The following is a 22,650-nucleotide window of genomic DNA, read 5'->3' as shown; positions in this document are numbered from 1 at the left end:
GAATCTTATATTAAATATTAGACTTAATTAATAGTATAATGAGACCTATGTAAGAAGCTCAGGTCCACAGGACCGAGCTTCTTTTGTGCTTTTATGGGGTGTACCTGTAAATACAGAAAATGGTCTGATATACATATATGTCTTAAAAAGGGAAATTTAATAATGAGAAGAAAACATAACTTAAATCTAGAGACTGCTAATCAACGGCAACTTCTTAGGCATTGCTGCACTTTATGTAGATCCAAATGGCTTTGATAAGTTAGATAAAGACGGTAAGCCTGAAATCAAGAAAGATGCTAATGGACAACCAATCATTGCTACTAAGGATGACAAAGCTTCTTGGGTTCCAACTGGTGAGCACACCGAATACCCAGAACAAGGCTCACCTGATTTAACTAAATATGGTTACAAGAAAGTGCGTGCGCTTGATAGCCGTACCGAAGACGACAATGATGGTGGTAAGGTAGTAGATCATAAAGACTCTGATCCAACTAAGGATGGTGCAGATGTAAATGTTTACTACTTCCACGATCAAGAAGATGTAACTACTGATAAGCCAGGCTTTGATATTGATGTGAAAGAATTAAAGAAGACCTTTATTAGAACTATTATCTACCGTGGCACTAGAGATGAAGGTAAGACTTACCAAGATGTAAATGGTTCACCAGACAGTACTCACGTATACAAACAAAGCGTAACCTTTACTCGTAAGGCAATTATCGATAGTGTAACTAAGAAGGTAGTAAGATATACTGATTGGACTTCAGACAAGCCAGAAATGGACGAAGCTCCTTCAAAGAAGCCAAGTGAAGTTGGCTATGACAAGGTTGATAAGGCTAAGGTTGCTGGTATTTCGGTAAATCCAGATTCTGATAAGACTGATCTTGGTCTAATTGTGGTTACTTATACTGCTGTAGTTCCAGATGGCGGTGGCTCTACTGGTGGCGATAATGGTGGTAAAGAACAACAACCACCTAAGGATGAAGATAAAACTCCAAATCTAGATAAGAAACCAGAAAAAAGCCAGGGAAGTCGGAAGAAACCAAGAACCCAGAAGAGCATAAAGTTCCTGGCAAGCAAAAAGAAGAGAAGAAGCCAGAAGAAACTAAGAAGACTCCAAAGAAGAAACAACACAAGACTTCTAAGAAGAGCGACAAGTCAGAAACCAAGGTTGCTTCTGAAAAATCAACTAAGAAGAGTATCAAGGCAATCAAGAAGACTGTTGACAAGAGTCCAAATAGTGCTCCACATAGTGAAGACTGGAACAAGAATCATGCTCCTCACAACGAATGGAATGAAAATCATGCTGCACGTGGCGAGTGGCAATCTAATCACGGTCAATGGCAAGCTAATAACATGCCTAAGAGTGAAGAAATGAGTAATTCATCTTCAGTAACTGAAGATAAAACTAATACTTTGCCACAAACTGGTGAAAAGGATAGCAATAATTCAGTAATGGGATTAATTGCACTTTCATTTGCAAGCTTGCTTTCAATCTTTGGTTTGAATCGTAAGAAGAAAAACTAAGCAATAATTAAAGGATTAAGCATTAGATCATAGGATTGGGGATGCTTAATCCTTTTTTGTATCTTCATGTAAAGCGTTTTAAATTTTACTTATTTTTTGTTTGCAACGTATCCGCTTTCATTTATACAATGCTTTTTGTAACTTTTTTACAAATCATAGGGGAGAATAAATTAATGAATTATTTATTTCTATTCATTCCAGCAATCGGTTGGGGACTTATGCCGATGTTCGTTGCTGGGGTCAAGAAGAGTAACATTTACCACCAAATTTTAGGTACTGTACTTGGTGCATTTATCTTTGGTGTGGTAATGACTTTGATTAAACGTCCAACTTTTGATGGTACAACTTTTATGTTGGCAATGCTTGCCGGAGCTGCCTGGGTAATAGGTCAGGTCGGACAGTACTACAGTTATTCTAAAGTTGGTGTTTCTGAAACAATGCCAATTTCAACCGGTTTGCAATTAATCGGTGTGCCACTTGTCGGAGTATTAATCTTTGGCGAATGGGCAAGTACACAAGCTAAGATCTTTGGTTTCTTAGGTATCTTGGTATTGATTATCGGTGTTGCATGTGCTTCATTGACTGATAAGGGTACTGCCGAAGGCGGCAAGAAGAATCAAACAACAACTATGATCGTTTTGGTTTTGACCACTTTGGGTTACATCACTTCAAGTTCAATTCCTAAGGCTTTGAAGGGTGACAACACCATGATTTTCTTTGGTGAAACCATCGGTATGTTGATTGCTACAGTAATTTACCTCCTTGCAACTAAGAAAATTGGCGTTGTTAAGGAAAAGGAAAGTTATCAAGTTATTCCTGCAGGTTTGATTTATGCCGTGGCAGCACTTGCATACATTGTTTCAGTAAAGATGAACGGTGTTAACTTAGCCTTCGTTATGTCACAACTTTGCGTGGTTATTTCAACTCTTGGTGGTAGCATCTTCTTACATGAACAAAAGACTAAGAAGGGATACATCTATACTGCAATTGGTTTGGTATTGATTGTAGCCGGTGCTGTTTTAACTTCAGTATTTTAGAAAATTGGCAACAGATGTCTAATTTAGATATCTGTTGCTTTTTTTATCTGTTTAATAGGCAAATGCATTAAAATATAAGAAAGAAGAAAAAGAGTTAAAGTTAGGAGCCTTTTTTATGAATGACAACGTTGTATATGTGATCTGTGCACAGCGATATGCTAAAAATGGTGAAGTAATTGAACAAAATGTGCATGTTTACAGTTCATACCAAAATGTGATTGCTGCCTTTAAACCATTTTTGGATATGCCTCATAAAGAAATGCATATGAACGACAAAAATGAGATGCTGCAGGTAAGAATTTATGATCCAGCCAATGAATTTTTGACCAAATATCGTTTTGATATCTATGAAAAGAAAATCGATAATTTCTTCCCAGGAGGAACCGAACATGTTTAATAAAGAAGAAGCTCTGAAGAAGTTAAGCGAAGAAGAATACAACGTTACACAGAAAGCCGCAACTGAATATCCTTTTACTGGAAAATATGATGATTTCTATGAAAAAGGTATCTATGTTGATGTGGTATCAGGTGAACCGCTTTTTTCTAGTCAGGATAAGTATGATGCGGGATGCGGCTGGCCTAGTTTTACTAAACCAATAAAGAAGTTGACCTACCATCGTGATCAATCTCATGGAATGGAACGTACTGAGGTGAAAAGTCCCGAAGCTGATTCACATTTGGGTCATGTATTTACTGATGGACCAGTAGACAAAGGCGGCTTGCGTTATTGCATTAATTCGGCTGCTTTGAAATTTATTCCATATGATAAGCTTGATCAAACGGGTTATGGCGAGTATAAAAAGTTATTTGAATAGCAAAAAAAGACAGGCATTCGATTTGAATGCCTGTCTTTTCGTTAGGATTAATTATTTTTCATAAAACTTGATTTCAGTATTAGCTAAATCAATTGTGTAAGTTTCATCTTCAAGCGGACGCTTAGTCATGCCTTGGTCAGTTGAATAAATGATCAAAGCAAGCTTGCTGCCAGATGGGATGGTGTAATAAGTAGGTTGAAGCAAGAAGTCCAAGTCGTAGAACTTATCGGCGTCGATTGCTTCAGGATTCTTCATATCTTTGTAGTTTTGTAAGTTCATGTGCGCCTTGGTAATCAATTTAGCCTTAGTCTTCTTGTCTGGGACAAATTCTTGTAAAGTGTCAGTGCCAAAACGGTAGCCTAATTCTTGTCCGCCATGCATTAAGAATTTAGGAGTAGCAGTAAGTCGTTGTCTTTCGCCCAGTTCAACTAAGGCAACGGAAATCTCACCCTTTGGCAGACTAGCAGAAACTCTAACTTTAACTTCTGGACGACCCACGATGGTAGTAGGGTGGATAAATTCATCAGTTTCAAAACGTAAACTTGGCTTAGCCCATTTTTCATCACCGCAAATGAACTTGTATTGCCAATCGCTTTCTGAAATACCAGCTTTCTTGAATTCAATACCGCCAACATCGGTAAAGGACTTTTGTGCTTTGCCGTTGCCATCTTGGAAAAGTTCGCCTTCATCAGTAGGGTAGTAGATCTTTTCTTGGCCTAAATCATTGCTCCAGTCAGGTTCTTCATGCCACTTGTCAGCTTGCAAGTTATCTTGAATCATAACCGTTGGCCATTGATTGTAAGCATTATTTTCAATGCCTAAAAGTTCATGAACAAACCAGAGGTTCATTAAGTCTGTAAAGTCGATGGAAACTAAGTTGTTCATATTGTAGTGCGGACCTTGGTGCAAGAAGAGGTGATGCTTCATTGGCATCTTTTTAACTAGTTGCCAGATTTTGTAAACGTTCTTTGGCTTAACATTCCAGTCATTTAAACCATGAACGGAAATCCAGGAGCACTTGATACCATCAGCGTGGTGACGGTAGTTTCTAGCTTCCCAGAAGTCAGAGTATTGACCAGTATTACGGTCTTCTTTTTCACGCAACTGCTTTTGCATTTTGTCGTATTCAGGCTTGATCTTAAGGTATGAACCGGCATCCCATAAGTTTGATTGACAGGTTTCAGCGAGCAAATCAAGGTCTTCACCTTGGCAAGCTTCAGGAGCAATAACCAAACCATGTTCACGGTAGTAGTCGTACCATGATGAAATTGCGGCTTCAGAAACGACAGTCTTAAGACCCTTAACGCCAGTTGTGGCAATGGCGATTTGCAAAGTACCAAGATATGAACGACCGGTCATACCGATGTTGCCGTTGCACCAATCAGCTGTAGTTTGAACGGTTCTGGTTCTATCAGTGTAGGCAACACGATCACCATGCAGCCATTCGATAACTGCAGCAGCTGATTCAGTTTCTTCTGGAGCACCAGTGATGCGGACACCATCGCTGCCGCGAGTACCAATTGCACCAGCAAAGACGCTAGCAAAACCGCGAGCTAGCATGTATTCGTTTAATGGGTAAGAGGACTTGTGCACTGCCTCCTCTGTAGCTGGACGGCTTGAACCATCTGGCTTTTCAGCCTTAACGATTGGAGAGTGAACGTATTGTGGATCATTCCATTCGGTAGAGTCAGAGAGATTTTCGTCAACGTTATGGTTGCGTTTTTCGTTGGCGATGATTCCGCCAAAGTATGGGGATGCAGTGTAGAGTGCAGGTACTTTAAGGCCCTTATTAGTTTCTTCAGGACGGAAAACAGTAACTTGAATTAAATCACTCTTGCCATCATGGTCAGTATCAAGATCAGTTTCGACATAAACGACTTCACGAATGACCTTATTTGTGTCAAAAACAGGGATAGATTTACCATTGAAGAACTTGAACTTGTTTTGACCCCAGAATTGAGTAAAGTAGCCTTTGCCTGCCATCACATCGAGCAAGATTTGTCCGTTTTTAGCACGGGTATTGAGCAAGCGGTAAAAGGCAGAGATTAATTTTTGATTGTCGCTGATGTCTTGCACAAATGGCAAAGCATTTCTTTGCATGAAACCGGTTGGATCAGCAAAATCATAGTCGTAGTGGACGTGGTAGCCAAGAAGTTGCAGAGCTACGTTGTAGAATTGTTTGGTACCAATTTCTGTTGGCTTTTCCTTAAGAAAATCAGCCAAGGTCTGGTGATCAGAAACTGCAAATTCCGCAAGTTTGGCATTTTTAGCGGCATCTGTTTTAGCCTCAGCGATTGCATTTTTAACTAATTTAGCTAAAAGACTGCTGAAGTCCCAGACTTGATAATTTTTAGGTAAGAAGTTGATATCGATTAATTCTTTAACTTGTTGTTGAAAGTCGGTTTCAACGTAAGCATATTGGTTATATTTCATATTTTTCTCCTTTGTCAGTATTATTACCTTATATTTTACCCGTTTAAAGAGAGAGAACCAATAAAAATGAAATCAATAAAGAAATATTTTAAGTAAGATAAAAATAGTCCATAATATAAGTAATTAGATTTTATTTATTAAGGATATTTTTATGGGACTTTTTGATTTATTTGGTAAAAAACAAAAGACGTAAATTGCAATAATAAATTGAACGCTTAAGCTGCTTGAGCAGGTTAAGCAGTTGAAAGAATTGCTTGATCAAGGAATTTTAACAGAAGAAGAATTTCAAGCTAAGAAAAAGTAAATTTTGAAAATATAGCATTAAATAATGTCTCTTTCTTAATTATAAATTTAGAGCGTGTATAATATTTGTCTAATTATATTTAAGAAAGGACATGGTTTTATGAAGTTTATTAAAGTAAAAATCCTAACAGTCTTGTGTGGCTTGCTAACCTTAAACGGCTTGGCCATGTTGTTTTCAGGACTGATTATTCAAATGAATGAAGCAGCAGATTTCAACGCTGCACATGAATTAGTTGTAGCTAATTCCACTAATGCAATTATTTTCTTAGGCATTTTGATGGTTCTTGGTTTTGGAGCATTATTTTTCAATAGTTGGCCAAAATGAAGAATAAACATAGTAAATGCGTAAAATTGATCTAATGTAAAGAAAACCCCCTACAAGATTTTTCAGAGTCTTGTAGGGGTTATTTTTTACAGCCAAGTATTTTCAAATATATCTTCTTTAAAGCCGCAGGTTAAATGCTGGTCATCTACGACAAGTGGGCGTTTAATTAACTTACCATCTTGTGACATCATTTCTGCTGCTTCTTTAATCGTCATCGTTGGTATTTTTTCTTTTAAATTGTTTGCACGATAGCGTTGACCGTGTGTATTAAAGAAATATTTCAAACCGCGATCTTGATACTTAGTCATCCATTTAATCAGATCTTCTTTTTTAGGTGGCTCTTCAACTAAATCTTGAAATTCATATTGAACATGATGGTCGTCCATCCATTTGCGTGCTTTTCTAGAAGTTGAGCATCTTTTATAACCATAGAATTTAATCATACTTTACCTCATTTATTCATGTGTTGTCTGAAAAAATCGATTTCTTCGTCGTTAGCGATATCAGCGATTCTGTCTTTTTGGTTAACGAAAGAGATGTGACCGCGAGGATTATCTTCATCACCATAAGATTTACAAATAGCATGAACCCCGCGACCAAGCAAAAAGCCAAAGAGGGTGAATTGTATATCATGCAAGAAGTCATTATTAGCAGTAATCAAAAATGTAGGCAAGAAGTTATGATCAATATATTTTTCTACATCTAATTGTTCATGATATTTGTTAACGGCATTCTTAGTAAAGTAAAGACTTTCTACTCCTGCAAGGCTGTCTGGAGTTAAGACGAAGGAGACAGCACAGTTTAATCCAACTGCTCTAAATTTTAAGTTAAGCGGCTTATATGAGAATAATTTGGCATAGTCTGGATTGGTTAAAATGGTAACGTATTGTTCTGCCATTTGACCACCAGCATTGTCGCCAATAATAAAGACATTATTTCTATCTAAACGGTATTCTTCAGCGTGATCATCAACCCAATGCATGTAGCGATCGACATCATCTAATTCATCTGGAAATTCTGCATGTTCTGGGGCTAAACGGTAATTAGGATTGATGAAGGCAAAACCACGTTTAGCTAAACCCATGCCATAATATTGGTAAGTTTCTTTTGTACCGTAAACCCAGCCACCACCGTGGATATTAATAATGACAGGGAAGGGTTCACTTTCTTTTTTAGGAAGATAAACATCTAATGTGTGCCATTTTTCGTCTGGACCATAAGGTAAATTGTCGATTCTTTCAACTTCTGGGATGTCATGAGGAAGATCACTATCACGATGATCGTCACTTCTCTTGCAGCCACTACGATATTCATTGAGGAAATTCTTTATTTTTTCTGTAAGTTCCATATTTTAATCTCTTTTCTAAAAACAAACGCTTTCACAATTAATTATACCCAAATCTAAAATAAAAAATAATTTTTTGAAAAATATGCTTGCATTTTTTAAAGATATTCCCTATAATAACTTATGTTCTGTTGAGGACATGCAAACATACGAAATGGTCTGGTAGCTCAGCTGGATAGAGCAACAGTCTTCTAAACTGTGGGTCGTGAGTTCGAATCTCACCCGGATCACTGATGAAAGCAATACTGTGTGTATTGCTTTTTTTGTGCTTAAATTAGGCTGCCCACCATTTGCCCACCAAAAAATATTGTATAATACAAATTCGTGACAATAATTAAGTTACTCTTACATTGAAGCTTAATCTGTTGACTAAATTTGTTAACGATATTATTCTAAATTTGATTTCTTAAAAAACAATAAGTGTGAATTTATGTTATTTTCGCATAACGGGGGAAATAAGATTGACGACTACCAAAAAGATTATTATGAAATTGGCATGTGCAACCGCTCTTGGTACAGCAGGAGTAGCATTAACTCAAGTAAATAGACCACAAATTACTGTTAATGCTGCAACTACTTCTGTAGCTGCTCGCGCTCTTGGCGTGGATGTTGCTAGTTACCAAAGCGCTGACTTATCAAGTCACGCTCAAGCTGGTTCACAATTTGCCATTGTTAAGGTAAGTGAAGGGACTACTTACCGCAATCCTAAGGCATCTAGCCAAATTTCAACGGCTATTTCTAATAATATGATGCCAATGGCATACCATTTCGCTACATTTAGTTCAAATAGTAGTGCAGCAGTTGATGAAGCAAATTATGCTATTAAGGCAGCTCAAACATTTGGTTTGCCTAAGGATTCATACATTGCTTGTGACTACGAAACTGGTCAAGGCAATAATATTTATGGCGGTAAGACACCAACAGCTAATGCTATTATTGCATTTATGGACCAAATTAAAGCAGCTGGCTACAAGCCACTTCTTTATGCAAGTTCATCAGTTTTGAGAAACAACATTGATACTAATAGCGTAATTGTTAAGTATCCTAACTCATTGTGGGTAGCATCATATGCTATCTCAGGCAGAATTGATAATCCTAATTTCAATTACTTCCCATCAATGGAAGGTGTATCAATTTGGCAATTTACTGATAATTGGCGTGGCTTAAATGTTGATGGTAACGTTGCAGTTCTTCCTTTATCAATTGATGGAAATACAACTTCAAATGATGGTGCTATTTCACAAGCTCCAAGCAGTACACCAAGTAAGCCAGCTACTAGTTCAAAGCAAACTAACAATGAACCAACTAACAATGAACCAGCTAACAATGAACCAGCTACTAGTGGCTACGTTATGAAGAAGTCATATGTTTACAATAAAAAGGGCGAACGTATCAGTAGTTCTTATGCTTCTTACACCAATATCAATTATTATGGTGGAGCAACTAAGCTTGACAATGGTAAGACTGCACTTAAAGTTGGCGAAGATCGTTACATTATGGCAAGCAATGTTTTAGGTAACTCTCGTGTCTTGAAGCATAATGCATATGTTTACAAGAATAATGGTTATTCTCGTGCTAACTGGCGTGTGTTAAGAAAAGGCACTCCAATTAAGACATATGGCTCAAGATCCCATATCAATGGCAAGAGCTATTACCGTATTGGCAAGAACATGTACGTTAAATGTGGTAATTTTTAAAAATAGATATTAAAACTAATTAAAAAGCGTAAGTGAATTCGTTTAGCAGAATTTGCTTGCGCTTTTTTGCATTATTAAGATATGATTATTTCAAATAACTTGGAAAAGTAAGGAGGGTAACAATGAAAAGGAAACTTTTAAGTTTAATTGGGATATTTAGTTTAATAAGTATTTTTGCAATGTGGGCTCAACCTGTAAAAGCCAATGTTGATTATGATATTACTGACATGAATGTTACCGCAAAAGTTAATCGTAATGGTTCAGTAATGATTCACCGGAAGATTTATTATGATTTTGATAGTGATGCGCGCGGTGTATACTATCGGCAAAATTTGACGCGAAAACAAAAAATTAAGGATATTCAAGTAAAAGTAAATGATCAACCAGTTATTGCCGCAAATAATAAGAAAAATAACACTTATCAGCTAACTAAAGAAAATAATTCTTATCGTTTTAAGGTTTTTCATCGAATTTCTGAAGATAATCGGATTAAAGTTGAATATTCCTACAAAATTTTAGATTTAATTACTAATTATAAAGATACTGCTGAATTGAATTTTAAAATTATAGGTAATGGTTGGGATACTGATATTGATCATGCGCAAGCTACGGTTGTTTTTCCTGAATCAGTAGAAGGATTAAAAGCTTGGGCACATGGTTCTTTAGATGGTTATACCCAGGTTTTACTGCACAAAGGCAAAATTATTATGAAGGCAGACGATATGGCTGGTGATGTTGGCATCGAAGTACATGCGATTTTCCCTACAGCTGTCACGGCCGCAAATAAAAATTATGTTGATCAAAATAAAAAAGAAGCAATTGAAAAACAAGAGGCCCAATTAGCTAGAGAAGCTAATGAGAGAAGAAAAAGAAAATCATACTTTGGCTGGGGCTTAGCTTTTGTATCTTTGATTACTGGCTTAGTGGTTATTGTTAAAGGATTCTTTGGTAAGAAAATGGGCTTTAAACCTAAGAAACAAGGAGAACTTGCCCATAATTATGAAATTCCTAATGTAGATCCAGTGACTGCTCAAATTTTAGATAATGCTGCTTGGCCAGATACCAAGGCACTTACAGCATATTTGATGCAACTTGCTGCTAAAAAGAAAATCAAAATTGAAGAATTCAAAACTAAGCATTTAAAGAAAACAAATTATCGCATTTCTCTGGTAGATAAAAGTATTTTGCAGGATGATTTGCTGTATTTCTTATTCAATCAAGTTGGTGATAGAAAGTCTTTTACAACCAAGGAATTAAGAAATTACACTTCCAGAAAATTAGGTAAGAAATTTGATAATTGGTGCAAGAGAAAATACAAGCAGACTGAACAAGCTGGCTTTTTAGATCATGAATTAGAAATAGCTAGAATCCATTACCGTACTTTAGCTATTGTAGGAATTATGATTAGTATTGCTGCCTGGATTATTGCAATTTTTCAACTTGGGCCATCTATGGCTAGCGTTGTGATTGGTGGAATTTTATTAATTGTCATAGAATTCATTGCCTTCTTTGTCGGTAATCATAAAATTAGCTTGTATACTCAAAAAGGTGCATTAGAAACTGATCAAGTTCGTGGATTTGAAAAGATGCTTGATGATATTGGTAGATTCAAGATGAAGGATGTCGGCGATCTGATTTTGTGGGAAGATATTATGCCATATGCCGTTGCCTTCGGCTTGTCAAAAAAGGTTTTGAAGCAATTGAAACTTGAATTTACTCAAGATGAATTAGATGCGACAGGATTTATTGTGGGGAGTTCTTTCTATAGCACAGGCAGTGATGGATTTGAAAGAAACTTTACCAGCTGTTTTTCTGAAGGAGTATCTTATGGCTCCTCTTCTGCATCAGGTGGTAGCGGTGGCTTTTCAGGCGGCTCCTCCGGTGGTGTGGGTGGCGGAAGCGGCGGCGGTGCTTTTTAACCAGCTGAGAATTTTAAAACAAAAAACAGAAAAACTTGTATAATTAATAAAAAAGAAAGAAGGATAAACTATGCCATTTGTACATATTGAATTAATTAAAGGTCGTTCTGACGAACAAATTACTAACTTAATGAAGGATGTTACTGAAGCTGTACATAAGAATACTGGTGCACCTAAGGAACATATCCATGTGATCATTAATGAATTAGGCAAGCATTCATACGGCCAAGGCGGCGAATGGAGAGCTTAATAGTTTAGCGATAATCTTTTGCGTTGGCAAAAGATTATTTTTTATTCTAGGATTAGGGGATAAATATGACGCAATTAACTGAAGAAATGTTTCAGATTTTTGATCAACCAGAATTCTCTTTTAAGAAAATTAAGATGCAACATTCTGAAGCAGAGGTAGCAGAATTAAAGGATGAATTTAAAGGCGTTTGGCAAACGTGGAAGGCTGTTAATCAGGCTGTTGCACAAAACTTGCCGACAGGAAAATTTGCTAAAGTTCATGTAGAGAGCTGGACTAATGGCTGGAATTTGCGCGATCATTACTGGGCATCATATCGTTTGCAAGATTTAGCAGATGCCAATCCGTGTGTTGGGGTAATGCTAGATAAAAAGCAATTGCAAGTATATTTAATGTTCCAGCATTATCGGAGTGAAAACAGAAAAATTACGCCTGAACAATATAACGAATTATTGGCTGACATTCCTAGTTGGAGTAAACAAATTGATTTGCAAAATTGGTATATTTGGAATGGTGAAATGTCTTCTGAATTTGATGATCATACAAAATTAAGTGATTATTTAAAGCAAACTGATATACAAAAACAATTTAAATCAGAGTTGTCAGATGCTACATTTTTGGTGGGCAAGTTTGTCTTCAGAGATCAACAACATGATGTTAATATGGAAGACTTTATTACAAATGCGATTGTAGACCTGTTGCCTTTATATGAAAAATCAGTTAAAAATAAGGGCTTACTTCGATGACAACACCGAAATAAGTCCTTATTTTCATAAAGCTTAGTTTTTGTTAACTTAGTCTAACTGTCCAATTATATTTGTCGTCTAGATCACCAACTTGAATGCCAAATAAAGTATCATAGAGTTTTTGGGTAATTGGGCCTACTTTGGTTTCATCACCAAAGACATGCTTTTTACCCTTGTAAGTAAGTGATCCAACAGGTGAAATAACCGCAGCAGTTCCCATAGCACCTGCTTCAACGAAACGATCAACATCATCAATTGGAATTTTGGTTTCAATAGGATCAAGACCAAGATCTTTGGCAATCTTTAAAATTGAACGCTTAGTAATAGATGGCAAAATGGAATCTGATTTTGGTGTCTGAAACTGACCGTCTTTTGTAATGCCGAAGAAGTTTGCACCACCAAATTCATCAATATATTTGTGCTCCTTTGGGTCTAAATAAAGGGCATCAGCGAAGCCGTTCTTTTTGGCAATTAATGATGGCATCAAGCTGCTGGCATAATTACCAGCAGTCTTTGCTTGTCCAGTACCGGCAGGAGCTGCTCTATCGTAGTCGCTAACCTCATAAGGCATTGGCTTAAGGCCTTTAATATAAGCACCAACTGGAGTGGCATAGATTCTAAATTGATATGTCTCAGATGGTGAAACGCCAACGATTGGCTGCATCCCCATCATGAATGGACGAAGATATAGCGTACCACCAGAACCATAAGGAGGGACAAAGTCTTGATTTGCCTTAACAACCTCCTTAACAGCTTTAACAAATTCTTCTTCTGGATAAGGCTCCATTAAAAGTCGTTTAGCAGAATTAGCCATTCTTTTGGCGTTTTGCTCCGGTCTAAATAAATTAATGCCGCCGTCTTTTCTGCGATAAGCTTTTAGCCCTTCAAAAACTTCTTGTCCGTAGTGCAATTCCTCAGCTGCTTCGTTAAAGGTGATAGATGAATCTTGAGTTAAGTGGCCGCCTTGCCATTTGCCATCTTTAAATTCATCAACCCAGCGATAGGGCAAATCGTGGTATTTAAATCCAAGTTTATTCCAGTCTAAGTCTTCAGGATGAGTTTTAGCCATGTTTCTTCCTCCTCGTTTTCTCAGTATCATTTTTGTTAAATTATAGTGGGATTTAAGTTAAAAAGCAAAAGATTTGATATATATTAAAAGTAAGTAAAAAATAGAACAGTATAGCTAAATTAAAAAAGTGGTGAAAGTATGTACGATTATCGTAATAATATCAAAGTAATTTTAAATAAAACTGAAGCAGACGATAAGAGTCTAGCTAACAGCTTGAATGCTATTAAAGCAATTATCGCTATGGCTGATGGTGGAAGTGCAGATAAGCCTAAAGATAAAACTGCTCCAGAAAAACAAGCCAATACGCAGTCAATGGCCCAGCGTAATGCAGATTTAAAACAATTTAAGCAGTTGCTAATAGGATTAACTAGCTTGATTGAAACACCAGGGGATGAAAAAGCTAAGAAGACATCACTGGAAGCATTGCATAAATTAACCTTTGTTCCTGGAGTAGGTAAGCGGTATGGCAATGTTTTGGGAAAGCTTGATCAAGCAATCCAGAAATCGAAAACAACTAAAGAAGCAGTCAACAAGAAGATTTTTGAAGATGCGATGAAACCCAAAGAACAACCTAAGCGTGATTATCGTAAAGGAAAACGATACACGGTTATTCGTGCACTTTCTGGCTGTAATTTAATTAATGATGATGGTCAAATTGTTTATCGCATTAAAGAATCGCAAATTCATTCACTTAATTTGAAAAGCGGTGATATTGTTGAGGCTTTAGAAGATCGGGATAATCCTAACTATGAAGCAGAAATTTTGCGTGTGGTTGGTTATCGTAAATTGCGTACGCGTGATTATGATCCAATCGAAGAATTTCGTTATGCCGTTGTGCAAGGCAGAACTGGTCAACTAGCAATTACGCGTAATATCAAGGGTGAAAAATTGCGTATTCGTGGCAAAGCAATCACAATTCCAGCAGATTCAAGTTATTATCAGGGCGAAAACATTCATTTAGAAGATGGCTCAATTGTTGACTTGGCTTGGTATACAGGGGATGTCCGCATTAAGAAAAATCCTGCTGATGCTGTACAAATTCGCTGGATTTATCAAGTAGATCCACCAAAACAATCAGATCTTTCCTATAAAAAGAAAGACAAGAATAAAGACAAAGCTGCAGAAGAATTAACTAAACTGGATATGAATTTGCATTACCAGCGAGTGGGTATTGCGATTGGCGATAATCAAAACGAAGGAATTTTGGAAGGTATCGTAAATCGCTATAACGGCATTCCTATTCCAATCAATGCTTTTGAAGGCAAAAAGAAAGTTATGGAGCGACAGATTAAAGATCTTGATATTGTGATTTTGATGACGGCATATGCTGCACACGATGCCACTTGGAACATTCAAGAATTTGCTTCAAAGTATGGCGTGAAATTTGCAGTTTCTTCATCAAAAGGCTATAGATCATTTGAACGAGCACTGTATCGTGCATAAAATAAATTGCCAGCTTATGAAGGTACGCAGACAATTGAATATAAAGAAGCAAAAGATGATTAATATCTGTCTTGTTTTTATTGATAAATTCTTTTTTAGGTAGTAAACTATAAGAGTTGTATTTGTGGAGACCTCCACATCTGCAACCGCACGGCTCGGGGTTAGAAGTCTTCTTGAGTAAGAAGCACCTCAGTTCGGCGAGTCTAAGTATTTTTTCGGAGGTGTACAAATGTACGCAATTATTAAGACCGGTGGTAAGCAATACAAAGTTGCAGAAGGCGACAGTGTATTTGTAGAAAAGCTTGATGCTGAAGAAGGCAGCTCAGTAACTTTTGACGAAGTTATCCTTGTTGCTAATGGTGACGACGTTAAGGTTGGTACTCCATTAGTAGATGGTGCTAAGGTAACTGCTAAAGTTGAAAAGCAAGGCAAGGAAAAGAAGGTTGTAACTTTCAAGTACAAGCCTAAGAAGCACTCACACAGCAAGTATGGTCACCGTCAACCTTACACTAAGGTTACAGTTGAAAAGATTGAAGCTTAATTCAGAGGTGAAATGATTATGAATATTTTAGGTATGAAATTATTTGCCCACCACAAGGGTGGCGGTTCTAGTGCCAACGGTCGTAACTCAGCTGGTCGTCGTTTAGGCGCTAAGGCTGGTGACGGTCAAACTATCCACGCAGGTACTATCATTTACCGTCAACGTGGTACTAAGATTCACCCAGGCAAGAACGTAGGTCAAGGTGGAGACGACACTTTATTTGCACTTGTTAACGGCGTTGTTAAGTTTGAACGTCTTGGCAAGTACAAGAAGCAAGTTTCTGTATACCCAGCTGAAGAAGCTAAGTAATTCAGATATAAAATAAGGCGGGTAGCACTAGCTACCCGTCTTTTTTATGGTATTTTCCATAGGAGATTTAGTATAATTAATAAAACACACGCAAAGAAGGTCTTTGATAATGGAAAATAAACAAGAATTACTAACATTAATTAATAATCGTATTAATCAGGTTACTGCTCTGATTAAGGAACATAATGCAGATGCTATGATTATCTTTAATCAGGCTAATTATCGTTATCTTACTAATTTTACCGGTGAAGAAGCACAATTAATATTGACTGCTAATGGTGAAAGAACGCTTTTATCAGATTCGCGTTTTGCAGGTCAAATTAAAGCACAAGTTCCAGGCGAGATGGATGTAGTAATGAAACATTCAAGCGACTATGAAGAATTGACTAATGCCCTTAAAAAGATGAATGTCAAGAAAGTCTTAGTAGAAGGTGAATTCGTTTCAGCTAGTGAATTTTCAAAATTAAAAGAATTAAATCCAGATATTGATTTTGAAATGGTTGAAGAATTAGTTGAACGTGTGCGCAATGTAAAAGATGAACTTGAAATTGCGGCCTTGCGCAAAGCTATTGACATATCGATGGAAAGCTTCAAAGGTATTTTGCCAATGATCAAGCCTGGCGTAAAAGAACGCGCAATCGGTGCTAAGTTGGATTATCTTTTTAAAGTGAATGGTGGAGACGGCCCCGACTTTGAAACGATTGTTGCTTCAGGAGTTCGATCAGCTTGGGCGCACGGCGTAGCTAGTGATAAAGAACTTGAAGAAGGCGACATGATTGTCATCGATTTTGGTAGTTTTTATCATGGCTATGCTGCTGATATTACTAGGACGATTGCTTTAGGCGAAGTTGATGAAGAAATGCACAAAATTTATGATATTGTGCATGAAGCACAGCGTCGCGGAATTGAGGCAGCTGTTGTCGGTAATACCGGTTATGATGTTGACAAGGCAGCACGTGATTACATAACTCAGCAAGGTTATGGTAAATATTTTGGTCATGGAATTGGTCATGGCATCGGCCTTGAGATCCATGAATTATGTCAACCTGCTTTGCCATTTAAAACAACCAAATTAGTCAATAATATGGTTCATACCGTTGAACCGGGAATTTATTTGCCTGATAAAGGCGGCGTTAGAATTGAAGATGATATTTTAATTCATGATCAGACGCCAGAAACTTTATCTACTTTGCCAAAAGATGAGTTAATTTCATTATAGTTAATATTTTAATAGGCCGAAGTTATAGCCAAAACGGTCTAAGATTGGTAAGATAATAATTGTAGAAATGAGGGACTTATATTATGACAATGATTTCAGTAAACGAATTCAAGAATGGCTTAACTATTCAATACAATAACGATTTATGGCGTATTGTTGAATTCCAACACGTAAAACCAGGTAAGGGTGGTGCATTTGTACGTTCAAAGCTTAAGAGCTTGAGAACTGGCGCTGTTCAAGAATATACTTTCCGTTCAACTGCAAAGGTTGAAACTGCAGATATTCAAACTAAGTCAATGCAATACTTGTACAATGATGGTTCAAGTTACGTATTCATGGATACTTCAACTTACGATCAATTAGCTATTCCAAATGAACAAATCAAGGATGAAGCTAACTACTTGTTAGAAAACATGGTAGTTAACGTAATCATGCACGATGGTGAAACTTTAGGTATTCAATTGCCTAATACTGTTGATTTGAAGGTAGCTAAGACTGAACCAAACATCAAGGGTGATACTTCATCAGGTGGTGGTAAGCCAGCTACTATGGAAACTGGCTTGGTAGTTAACGTACCATTCTTTATTAACGAAGGTGACGTATTAACTATCAACACTTCTGATGGTAAATACGTATCACGTGCAAATAAGTAGTTTTTTGAGGTAACAAAATGGCAGATAGTTCAAAAATTCGCTTAAGTGGTGAAGAAAACAGCGAACAAATTAAAATTGATCCAAGTGTTCTAGAAGTTATTTTGGGTATTGCTGCTGAAAAAATTGATGGCGTTGCTGGAATGCGCGGTAGCTTAAAGTCAGGCATTAATTGGGTTCTTGGTCGTGAAGATCATGGCAAAGGCGTTAATGTAAAAGTTGACGAAGACAACAAATTAATTGCTGATGTTTATGTCTACCTTGAAAGTGGCGTAAATGTTCCTAAAGTAGGGATGGAAATTCAAAAGGAATTAAAGGCTCAATTGTTACAAATGACTGACCTTGAACTTAAGTCAATCAATGTTCACGTGGTAGGTTTAGCTTTCCCAGAAGATGAAAAAGAAGCTGAAGAAACTGCCTCAGAGCTGTTTCCGGAGGATGAATAGAGAGATAATGAACCAACACGAAAGTCGAAAAGTTGCTATGCAAGCAGTATATTTGGCTAATCAAGAACCAGATTTATCTGCTGAAGATGTGGAAACAAAAGTCGTCGCAACACTTAATTTAAAACAGCTTTCTGCCTATTCAAAGAAACTAATTGAAGGCGTACTTGAAAATCGTGAAGATTTACAGTCTGAATTAACTAATCATTTGAAAAAAAGCTGGCGTCTTGAACGTGTAAGTCAAATAGTTGTTGCTATTATGGAAGTTGCACTTTTTGAAATTAAGAATAGTGATGAAATTGATCCTAAAGCAGCAGTTAATGAAGCTTTAAATTTATGTGACGAATTTGCTGAGCCAAAAGAAAAACCATTTATTAATGGTATGTTAGCAAACTTTGTTTAATAACAATTGAATAGCCGGCAGCTTTATCGGCTATTTTTTAGTAATAAGGAGAAAAATAATGGGAAAAGTTCTTGATGGTAAGACATTTGCAAATTTATTAGGTCAAAATCTTAAAGAAAAGGTTAAGAAATTAAAAGATGAGGGAATAACGCCACATTTTTGCGTAATAAATATTGGGGACAATCCTGCAAGCAAAATTTATGTTCGAACTAAAAAGCGTCGAGCTGAAAAAATGGGTATTATTCAAGACATTTATCAAATGCCAGCTGATACTAAGCAAGAAGAGGCTATAGCTTTAATTGATAAATTAAATGCGGATCCAGCAATCAATGGTTTAATGGTGCAATTGCCAGCTCCTAAACAAATCGATACGGATGCCTTAATAGAAAGAATTGATCCTAATAAAGATGCAGATGGATTGACTCCTGCGAATATTGGTCATCTTTGGATGGACAAGCATTTTGTTGAACCCGCTACAGCTGAAGGAATTATTGCCTTGCTTAAGCATTATGAAATTCCGCTAGAAGGCAAAAACGTAGTGATCATTGGCCGCAGCAATATCGTAGGCAAGCCTTTAGCAGCTTTAATGTTAGAACAAAATGCTACAGTTACCATTGCGCACTCAAGAACTAAGAATTTGGGCGAAATCACTAAAAAGGCAGATGTCTTGGTATCTGCAACTGGTCAAGCATTTTTAGTTAAAGCAGATATGGTTAAAGATGGCGCAGTTGTTGTTGATGTTGGTATGAATCATGTTGATGGTAAATTAGTTGGTGATGTAGATTTTGATAATGTCAAAGAAAAAGCCAGTTATATTACCCCTGTTCCAGGTGGTGTAGGTCCCTTAACCGTACAATTTTTGATGGAAGCAGTAGTTAAATTAACTAGGAGACAAAATGACCGATAATAAATATTTAACGGTTACAGATTTAAATTATTATATTACGCAAAAGTTTAAAAATGATCCTTACTTGCATAAGGTATTTTTGCAAGGTGAATTATCCAACTTTCGCTATCGCCGTAATTCACACCAGTATTTTTCATTAAAAGATGAAAAATCTAAGATTAACGTAGTCATGTTTCGTTCTTACTTTGATAAGGTAAAATTCAAGCCTGAAGAAGGAATGAAAGTATATGTTGTTGGTTATGTTAGCGTTTATGGACCACAAGGATCATATCAGTTTTATGCCGAAAATATGGAGCCAGCTGGACTTGGTGCGCTTTATGAACAATTAAAGCAGCTTCAAGCTAAATTGGCCAAAGAAGGTCTGTTTAATCCGGAGCATAAGAGGAAGTTGCCACGTTTTCCTGATAAGATCGCAGTCGTAACCAGTGCTTCGGGAGCTGTTATTCATGATATTATGGTTACAGCCAATCGCCGTTTTCCGCATGCCGAAATCGATTTGTTCCCAGCACAAGTGCAAGGTGATACTGCAGCTGATTCATTAGTAAAAGCGATGCGACAAATTGCTGCACAAGGTGACGAGTATGATGTCATGATCATTGGCCGTGGTGGTGGTTCGCTAGAAGATCTGTGGTCATTTAATGAAGAAGAAGTTGTGCGGCAAGTCTATGCTATGCCAATGCCGGTTATTTCTTCAGTAGGACACGAAACCGATACCACTTTATGTGATTTAGTCGCTGATGCACGTGCAGCTACGCCAACGGCAGCGGCTGAATATGCGACGCCTAATTTGGCAGATGAGTTGGCAGGAATTCATCAGTTACAGAGTCGGTTAATTGCAGGGATGCAAAATAATATTAACCAAAAGCGAGATCGCTTGAATCGAATTAAGAATTCTGTGATTATGAGAGAACCTACCAGACTTTATGATCAACAAATTCAACAAGTTGATTTATTGAAGCAGCGTTTGCAAAATAGTATTCAGAATAAAGTAAATAATTCATTGCAAAATTATCGTTTATTGAAACAACGTTTGCTTAGTGTCAGTCCAGATAAACAAATTGCAGGGATGAAGCAACAAGAAAAATTCTTGGCAAAGCAGTTGAATGATAATATGAAGCACTATTTAAAGAACAAGCGTAGCGATTTTAGTAAAATAGTACAACAACTTGATGATTATAGTCCACTTAAGACTTTAGAGCGTGGTTTTGTTTATACTACTAATGAAGAGGGCGAAACCGTTAGCTCAGTTGATCAGATTAAAAAAGATGATCATTTAAATCTTCATTTTAAAGATGGAGAAGTTACAGCAACAGTTACAGAGGTAAGGAAATAAAGATGCCAACAAAGAAAAATAATTTTGAAGAACAATTAAATAGCTTAGAAAAAATTGTCACTAATCTTGAAAATGGTAATGTGCCACTTGAGGATGCCTTGAAGGAATTTCAAGAAGGTGTAAAGATTAGTCGTGAATTGGATAAAAAGTTGACTAGCGCAGAAGAAACTGTGGCTAAGTTAATTGATAGCGATGGCACTGAACATAAATTAGATCCAAATAATGCAGCAGCTCCAGAGGATTAATTATGACAGCATTTAAGTGTTTTAAAGAAGATTGGACGCCAGTAATTGATGATTATCTAGCGAAGCATTTAGCTTCAGAAGTAGATAATCAAAAAATTAGTCAGATCATGGCTTATTCAGTTATGGCTGGTGGTAAAAGATTAAGACCACTTTTATTTTTAGCAACATTGAATACATTAGGGCGCAAAATAGATGAGCCTGAAATCAGAATCGTCTGTGGTATTGAATTGATTCACACATATTCATTAATTCATGATGATTTGCCTGCGATGGATAATGATGATTATCGTCGCGGTAAGTTGACTAGCCATAAAAAATGGGGCGAAGCTGAAGCTATTTTAGCTGGGGATGCACTCTTACCATTAGGCATTCAATGGATAGCGGAAGGCAGCCAATCTGCTCAATTGGTCAATATTATTACGCAAGCAGTAGGGCCTAATGGCATGGTAGGTGGTCAGTATCTTGATATTGATTCAACTAATAATGCAAGTGTTGCTGGCGATGCCAAATTTATCAATCAAATGGAATGGCTAAAAACAGGCTGTTTAATTCAAGCTAGCGTGGAAATGGCAGCTGTTTATGCCAAGGCTAGTGATATTGAACAAGTAAAATTAATTGATTTTGCTAAGGCCTTTGGTCGTTCATATCAAATTTATGATGATTTGGTTGATGTCGTTGAGACAAGCGAAGAGGCCGGCAAGGCAACTCATAAGGATAAAGAAGAGGGTAAAAATAATACTTTGACTTTATTAGGAATTGATCAAAGCCGCAAAAAATTAAAGGAATTGATTGATCAAGCTAAAGATGATTTGCAGGGCTTGAATGGGGAAGTATTAGCTGGTTTTTTGGATCTATATCAAAAGGTGTTGTAAATGGCAAAACAAAGAGCAGATGTTTTATTAGCCGAACAAGGAATTTTTCATTCTCGTTCTGCTGCACAAAGAGCAATTATGGCAGGTTTGGTTTCCGATCATAATCATCAAAGAATTGATAAGAGTGGGACTAAATTCCCTGAAGGCGAGAAGTTTTATGTCAAAGATGATGGCAAAAAATATGTTTCTCGAGGCGGATTTAAGCTTGAAAAAGCATTAAAAGTTTTTGATATTGATTTAAAAGATAAAATTTGTTTGGATATTGGTGCTTCTACTGGTGGATTTACCGATGTTGCTTTGCAAAATGGTGCCAAAATGGTATATGCCTTAGATGTAGGCTATAACCAATTGGCTTGGCAATTAAGAGATGATCCTCGCGTGGTAGTAATGGAAAAGCAGAATTTCCGCTATTCTAAGCCTGCTGATTTTGATCAGGGCTTGCCTGATTTTGCCATGACAGATGTTTCATTTATTTCTCTTGATTTGATCATGCCTCCAATGTATGAAATTCTCAAAGATCAATGTGATGCCGTTTGTTTAATTAAGCCTCAATTTGAAGCAGGTCCAGAAAACGTTGGAAAACATGGTATTGTCCATGATCATGAAGTACACAAAAATGTAATTGAACATACTATGCAAAAAGCAATGGAAATTGGCTTTAATGTTTTAGATGTCGATTATTCACCAATCAAGGGTGGTAAAGGCAATATCGAATTTTTGATTCATTTACAAAAAGATGAAGCTAATGGCGGTTGTAATTTGTGGTCAAGTACGTCAGCAGAAGTAGTCGAACGTGCTGTAAATAGTCTCTAGGAGTGGAAA

25 protein-coding genes, 1 tRNA gene, 2 pseudogenes and 1 other annotated feature are annotated in these 22,650 nt (G+C 36.9%); of the genes and pseudogenes, 24 read left to right on the top strand and 4 right to left on the bottom strand.

The annotated features are described in order from the left end of the window. The first annotated feature begins 415 nt into the window (after positions 1 to 415). From HMPREF0518_RS07775 to msrB, 5 genes are all read left to right on the top strand, one after another. Complete coding sequence (locus HMPREF0518_RS07775) at positions 416 to 1,378, top strand: mucin-binding protein (protein ID WP_003627622.1); 963 nt, start codon at positions 416 to 418, stop codon at positions 1,376 to 1,378. Then, entirely contained in the window at positions 1,357 to 1,527 is a 171-nt protein-coding gene (locus HMPREF0518_RS09855) for an LPXTG cell wall anchor domain-containing protein (RefSeq protein WP_003627621.1), read from the top strand. The genes HMPREF0518_RS07775 and HMPREF0518_RS09855 overlap by 22 nt, the downstream gene beginning before the upstream one ends. A gap of 173 nt (positions 1,528 to 1,700) precedes the next feature. Further along, complete coding sequence (locus HMPREF0518_RS07770) at positions 1,701 to 2,564, top strand: GRP family sugar transporter (protein ID WP_003629199.1); 864 nt, start codon at positions 1,701 to 1,703, stop codon at positions 2,562 to 2,564. Between the two features lie 115 nt (positions 2,565 to 2,679). Then, positions 2,680 to 2,961, top strand: coding sequence for a hypothetical protein (locus HMPREF0518_RS07765; protein ID WP_003627617.1), 282 nt, complete (start codon positions 2,680 to 2,682; stop codon positions 2,959 to 2,961). Next, positions 2,954 to 3,379 carry a peptide-methionine (R)-S-oxide reductase MsrB gene (gene msrB, locus HMPREF0518_RS07760; protein ID WP_003627616.1) on the top strand — a complete coding sequence of 142 codons (426 nt, stop codon included), beginning with the start codon at positions 2,954 to 2,956 and terminating at the stop codon, positions 3,377 to 3,379. The genes HMPREF0518_RS07765 and msrB overlap by 8 nt, the downstream gene beginning before the upstream one ends. A 51-nt stretch (positions 3,380 to 3,430) precedes the next feature. On the opposite strand, the gene HMPREF0518_RS07755 is transcribed toward msrB, so the two are convergent. After that, positions 3,431 to 5,812, bottom strand: a complete 2,382-nt coding sequence (locus HMPREF0518_RS07755) for a Xaa-Pro dipeptidyl-peptidase (protein ID WP_003627615.1) — start codon at positions 5,810 to 5,812, stop codon at positions 3,431 to 3,433. A gap of 223 nt (positions 5,813 to 6,035) precedes the next feature. On the opposite strand from HMPREF0518_RS07755, the pseudogene HMPREF0518_RS11065 reads away from it, so the two are divergent. Together HMPREF0518_RS11065 and HMPREF0518_RS07750 are read left to right on the top strand one after the other, a co-directional pair. Beyond that, a pseudogene (locus tag HMPREF0518_RS11065) lies at positions 6,036 to 6,116 on the top strand (SHOCT domain-containing protein); the annotation flags it as partial. Between the two features lie 99 nt (positions 6,117 to 6,215). Next, positions 6,216 to 6,440 (top strand): hypothetical protein, encoded by a 225-nt coding sequence (locus HMPREF0518_RS07750; RefSeq protein WP_003629192.1) that lies wholly within the window; start codon positions 6,216 to 6,218, stop codon positions 6,438 to 6,440. An 86-nt stretch (positions 6,441 to 6,526) separates the two neighbouring features. Here HMPREF0518_RS07750 and HMPREF0518_RS07745 read toward each other — a convergent pair whose 3' ends face one another. Together HMPREF0518_RS07745 and HMPREF0518_RS07740 are read right to left on the bottom strand one after the other, a co-directional pair. Next, the gene (locus HMPREF0518_RS07745; RefSeq protein ID WP_003627613.1) at positions 6,527 to 6,883 is read right to left on the bottom strand and encodes an arsenate reductase family protein; all 357 of its coding nucleotides are present in this window, start codon (positions 6,881 to 6,883) and stop codon (positions 6,527 to 6,529) included. 8 nt (positions 6,884 to 6,891) lie between these two features. Continuing rightward, positions 6,892 to 7,788, bottom strand: a complete 897-nt coding sequence (locus HMPREF0518_RS07740) for an alpha/beta hydrolase (protein WP_003627612.1) — start codon at positions 7,786 to 7,788, stop codon at positions 6,892 to 6,894. A gap of 153 nt (positions 7,789 to 7,941) precedes the next feature. Here HMPREF0518_RS07740 and HMPREF0518_RS07735 point away from each other — a divergent pair. From HMPREF0518_RS07735 to HMPREF0518_RS07715, 5 genes are all read left to right on the top strand, one after another. Continuing rightward, positions 7,942 to 8,015: transfer RNA gene (locus HMPREF0518_RS07735), tRNA-Arg, on the top strand. A gap of 231 nt (positions 8,016 to 8,246) precedes the next feature. After that, positions 8,247 to 9,482 (top strand): GH25 family lysozyme, encoded by a 1,236-nt coding sequence (locus tag HMPREF0518_RS07730; RefSeq protein WP_023192928.1) that lies wholly within the window; start codon positions 8,247 to 8,249, stop codon positions 9,480 to 9,482. A gap of 122 nt (positions 9,483 to 9,604) precedes the next feature. Further along, positions 9,605 to 11,401 carry a DUF2207 domain-containing protein gene (locus HMPREF0518_RS07725; protein WP_003627610.1) on the top strand — a complete coding sequence of 599 codons (1,797 nt, stop codon included), beginning with the start codon at positions 9,605 to 9,607 and terminating at the stop codon, positions 11,399 to 11,401. A 70-nt stretch (positions 11,402 to 11,471) separates the two neighbouring features. Continuing rightward, a complete protein-coding gene (locus HMPREF0518_RS07720; RefSeq protein ID WP_003547962.1) occupies positions 11,472 to 11,651 on the top strand; it encodes a 2-hydroxymuconate tautomerase in 180 nt (59 codons plus the stop codon). A 65-nt stretch (positions 11,652 to 11,716) separates the two neighbouring features. Further along, entirely contained in the window at positions 11,717 to 12,394 is a 678-nt protein-coding gene (locus HMPREF0518_RS07715; RefSeq protein WP_003627607.1) for an HI_0552 family protein, read from the top strand. Positions 12,395 to 12,437: 43 nt separating this feature from the next. Here the strand turns inward: HMPREF0518_RS07715 and HMPREF0518_RS07710 are convergent, their stop codons facing one another. Then, complete coding sequence (locus tag HMPREF0518_RS07710; protein WP_003629154.1) at positions 12,438 to 13,463, bottom strand: branched-chain amino acid aminotransferase; 1,026 nt, start codon at positions 13,461 to 13,463, stop codon at positions 12,438 to 12,440. Between the two features lie 138 nt (positions 13,464 to 13,601). Between HMPREF0518_RS07710 and HMPREF0518_RS07705 the strand changes: the two are divergent. The 12 genes and pseudogenes from HMPREF0518_RS07705 to HMPREF0518_RS07650 all read left to right on the top strand — a co-directional run. Continuing rightward, a pseudogene (locus tag HMPREF0518_RS07705) lies at positions 13,602 to 14,903 on the top strand (DUF2325 domain-containing protein); the annotation flags it as partial. 137 nt (positions 14,904 to 15,040) lie between these two features. Further along, positions 15,041 to 15,121, top strand: a sequence feature (ribosomal protein L21 leader region). A gap of 14 nt (positions 15,122 to 15,135) precedes the next feature. Continuing rightward, positions 15,136 to 15,447 (top strand): 50S ribosomal protein L21, encoded by a 312-nt coding sequence (gene rplU / locus HMPREF0518_RS07700; protein WP_003627604.1) that lies wholly within the window; start codon positions 15,136 to 15,138, stop codon positions 15,445 to 15,447. Between the two features lie 18 nt (positions 15,448 to 15,465). Next, a complete protein-coding gene (rpmA, locus tag HMPREF0518_RS07695) occupies positions 15,466 to 15,756 on the top strand; it encodes a 50S ribosomal protein L27 (protein WP_003629151.1) in 291 nt (96 codons plus the stop codon). Between the two features lie 109 nt (positions 15,757 to 15,865). Continuing rightward, entirely contained in the window at positions 15,866 to 16,975 is a 1,110-nt protein-coding gene (locus HMPREF0518_RS07690) for a M24 family metallopeptidase (RefSeq protein ID WP_003627602.1), read from the top strand. Between the two features lie 83 nt (positions 16,976 to 17,058). Further along, positions 17,059 to 17,628 carry an elongation factor P gene (gene efp, locus HMPREF0518_RS07685; RefSeq protein WP_003627601.1) on the top strand — a complete coding sequence of 190 codons (570 nt, stop codon included), beginning with the start codon at positions 17,059 to 17,061 and terminating at the stop codon, positions 17,626 to 17,628. Positions 17,629 to 17,645: 17 nt separating this feature from the next. Beyond that, positions 17,646 to 18,071 (top strand): Asp23/Gls24 family envelope stress response protein, encoded by a 426-nt coding sequence (locus HMPREF0518_RS07680; protein WP_003627600.1) that lies wholly within the window; start codon positions 17,646 to 17,648, stop codon positions 18,069 to 18,071. Between the two features lie 7 nt (positions 18,072 to 18,078). Continuing rightward, the gene (nusB, locus tag HMPREF0518_RS07675) at positions 18,079 to 18,471 is read left to right on the top strand and encodes a transcription antitermination factor NusB (RefSeq protein WP_035504779.1); all 393 of its coding nucleotides are present in this window, start codon (positions 18,079 to 18,081) and stop codon (positions 18,469 to 18,471) included. A gap of 58 nt (positions 18,472 to 18,529) precedes the next feature. Further along, a complete protein-coding gene (locus HMPREF0518_RS07670) occupies positions 18,530 to 19,378 on the top strand; it encodes a bifunctional methylenetetrahydrofolate dehydrogenase/methenyltetrahydrofolate cyclohydrolase (protein WP_003627597.1) in 849 nt (282 codons plus the stop codon). Beyond that, on the top strand, positions 19,368 to 20,711 hold the full coding sequence (xseA, locus tag HMPREF0518_RS07665) for an exodeoxyribonuclease VII large subunit (protein ID WP_003627596.1): 1,344 nt from the start codon (positions 19,368 to 19,370) through the stop codon (positions 20,709 to 20,711). Before HMPREF0518_RS07670 ends, xseA begins: the two co-directional genes overlap by 11 nt. A 2-nt stretch (positions 20,712 to 20,713) precedes the next feature. Continuing rightward, on the top strand, positions 20,714 to 20,956 hold the full coding sequence (locus tag HMPREF0518_RS07660; protein ID WP_003627595.1) for an exodeoxyribonuclease VII small subunit: 243 nt from the start codon (positions 20,714 to 20,716) through the stop codon (positions 20,954 to 20,956). 2 nt (positions 20,957 to 20,958) lie between these two features. Beyond that, positions 20,959 to 21,828: a polyprenyl synthetase family protein gene (locus HMPREF0518_RS07655; protein WP_003627594.1), complete on the top strand. Its 870-nt coding sequence runs from the start codon at positions 20,959 to 20,961 to the stop codon at positions 21,826 to 21,828. Further along, positions 21,829 to 22,641 carry a TlyA family RNA methyltransferase gene (locus HMPREF0518_RS07650; protein ID WP_003627593.1) on the top strand — a complete coding sequence of 271 codons (813 nt, stop codon included), beginning with the start codon at positions 21,829 to 21,831 and terminating at the stop codon, positions 22,639 to 22,641. The last annotated feature ends 9 nt before the right edge of the window (positions 22,642 to 22,650 follow it).

The sequence above is a fragment of the Lactobacillus helveticus DSM 20075 = CGMCC 1.1877 genome (assembly GCF_000160855.1).
GTDB classification, from domain to species: domain Bacteria; phylum Bacillota; class Bacilli; order Lactobacillales; family Lactobacillaceae; genus Lactobacillus; species Lactobacillus helveticus.
This window is presented reverse-complemented; position numbering and strand designations above follow the sequence as displayed.

Excerpts from the sequence above, each read along its gene's own strand:
- HMPREF0518_RS07765 (WP_003627617.1), top strand. The coding sequence starts at position 2,680 with ATGAATGACAACGTTGTATATGTGATCTGTGCACAGCGATATGCTAAA.
- HMPREF0518_RS07710 (WP_003629154.1), bottom strand. The coding sequence starts at position 13,463 with ATGGCTAAAACTCATCCTGAAGACTTAGACTGGAATAAACTTGGATTT.
- HMPREF0518_RS07750 (WP_003629192.1), top strand. The coding sequence starts at position 6,216 with ATGAAGTTTATTAAAGTAAAAATCCTAACAGTCTTGTGTGGCTTGCTA.
- HMPREF0518_RS07690 (WP_003627602.1), top strand. The coding sequence starts at position 15,866 with ATGGAAAATAAACAAGAATTACTAACATTAATTAATAATCGTATTAAT.
- HMPREF0518_RS07725 (WP_003627610.1), top strand. The coding sequence starts at position 9,605 with ATGAAAAGGAAACTTTTAAGTTTAATTGGGATATTTAGTTTAATAAGT.
- HMPREF0518_RS07660 (WP_003627595.1), top strand. The coding sequence starts at position 20,714 with ATGCCAACAAAGAAAAATAATTTTGAAGAACAATTAAATAGCTTAGAA.
- HMPREF0518_RS07720 (WP_003547962.1), top strand. The coding sequence starts at position 11,472 with ATGCCATTTGTACATATTGAATTAATTAAAGGTCGTTCTGACGAACAA.
- HMPREF0518_RS07770 (WP_003629199.1), top strand. The coding sequence starts at position 1,701 with ATGAATTATTTATTTCTATTCATTCCAGCAATCGGTTGGGGACTTATG.
- rpmA (WP_003629151.1), top strand. The coding sequence starts at position 15,466 with ATGAATATTTTAGGTATGAAATTATTTGCCCACCACAAGGGTGGCGGT.
- HMPREF0518_RS07655 (WP_003627594.1), top strand. The coding sequence starts at position 20,959 with ATGACAGCATTTAAGTGTTTTAAAGAAGATTGGACGCCAGTAATTGAT.
- HMPREF0518_RS07715 (WP_003627607.1), top strand. The coding sequence starts at position 11,717 with ATGACGCAATTAACTGAAGAAATGTTTCAGATTTTTGATCAACCAGAA.
- nusB (WP_035504779.1), top strand. The coding sequence starts at position 18,079 with ATGAACCAACACGAAAGTCGAAAAGTTGCTATGCAAGCAGTATATTTG.
- HMPREF0518_RS09855 (WP_003627621.1), top strand. The coding sequence starts at position 1,357 with ATGCCTAAGAGTGAAGAAATGAGTAATTCATCTTCAGTAACTGAAGAT.
- HMPREF0518_RS07650 (WP_003627593.1), top strand. The coding sequence starts at position 21,829 with ATGGCAAAACAAAGAGCAGATGTTTTATTAGCCGAACAAGGAATTTTT.
- xseA (WP_003627596.1), top strand. The coding sequence starts at position 19,368 with ATGACCGATAATAAATATTTAACGGTTACAGATTTAAATTATTATATT.
- efp (WP_003627601.1), top strand. The coding sequence starts at position 17,059 with ATGACAATGATTTCAGTAAACGAATTCAAGAATGGCTTAACTATTCAA.
- HMPREF0518_RS07755 (WP_003627615.1), bottom strand. The coding sequence starts at position 5,812 with ATGAAATATAACCAATATGCTTACGTTGAAACCGACTTTCAACAACAA.
- msrB (WP_003627616.1), top strand. The coding sequence starts at position 2,954 with ATGTTTAATAAAGAAGAAGCTCTGAAGAAGTTAAGCGAAGAAGAATAC.
- HMPREF0518_RS07740 (WP_003627612.1), bottom strand. The coding sequence starts at position 7,788 with ATGGAACTTACAGAAAAAATAAAGAATTTCCTCAATGAATATCGTAGT.
- HMPREF0518_RS07745 (WP_003627613.1), bottom strand. The coding sequence starts at position 6,883 with ATGATTAAATTCTATGGTTATAAAAGATGCTCAACTTCTAGAAAAGCA.
- HMPREF0518_RS07670 (WP_003627597.1), top strand. The coding sequence starts at position 18,530 with ATGGGAAAAGTTCTTGATGGTAAGACATTTGCAAATTTATTAGGTCAA.
- rplU (WP_003627604.1), top strand. The coding sequence starts at position 15,136 with ATGTACGCAATTATTAAGACCGGTGGTAAGCAATACAAAGTTGCAGAA.
- HMPREF0518_RS07680 (WP_003627600.1), top strand. The coding sequence starts at position 17,646 with ATGGCAGATAGTTCAAAAATTCGCTTAAGTGGTGAAGAAAACAGCGAA.